This is a genomic window from Pseudomonas sp. 05N433, assembly GCF_056396925.1.
Genome location: NZ_JBFTML010000139.1, coordinates 1 through 805, shown reverse-complemented (window position 1 = coordinate 805; position 805 = coordinate 1). Strand labels below are relative to the sequence as shown.

1 protein-coding gene is annotated in these 805 nt (G+C 63.6%); it reads right to left on the bottom strand.

What is annotated here, in order from left to right; all coding sequences use genetic code 11:
• Positions 1-805 (bottom strand): VCBS domain-containing protein (locus tag AC1DIS_RS30055; protein WP_477781311.1); only part of this gene is annotated, 805 nt, incomplete at both ends.

Here is an 805-nt window from a genome sequence, read left to right as displayed (position 1 = left end):
TCGTTGCTGCCGGTGACGGTGACGGTCACCTGTTGGGTGTCGACGCCACCGAGGCCGTCGCTGACCTGGATGGTGAACACTTCGTTGTGACTCTCGCCGGCCTGCAACGACTGCACGGCACTGGCGACGCCATTGGTGCCGTTGGCCAGGGTGTAAGTCCACTGACCGCTGCTGTCGACGGCGATCGAGCCGTAGCTGCCGGTATTGGACCCGGCAATGCTCCAGGTCGCGGTGGCGGCATGATCGATGTCGCTTGAACTGAACTGGCCGCTGACGCTGAGCGTGGTGTCTTCCTGCACCGCGCCGGCATCGTTGCCGTTGGCGAAACTGAGTACGGGCGCATCGTTGCTGCCGGTGACGGTGACGGTCACTTGCTGGGTGGCGACGCCACCGAGGCCATCGCTGACCTGCATGGTGAACACCTCAGCATGACTCTCGCCAACCTTCAGTGATTGCACGGCACTGGCAACGCCATCGGTGCCGTTGGCCAGGGTGTACGTCCACTTACCGGTGCCGTCCACGGCGATCGAACCATAGGTGCCGGTATTTGACCCGGCAATGCTCCAGGTGGCGGTGGCCGCGTGATCGATGTCAGTCGAGCTGAACTGGCCGCTGACGCTGAGGCTGGTGTCTTCCTGCACGGCGCCGACATCGTTGCCGCTGGCGAAGCTGAGCACCGGCGCATCGTTGCTGCCGGTGACGGTGACAGTCACCAGATGGGTGGCGACGCCACCGAGGCCATCACTGACCTGCACACTGAACACTTCGTTGTGACTCTCGCCAGCCTTCAGTGATTGCACCGCAC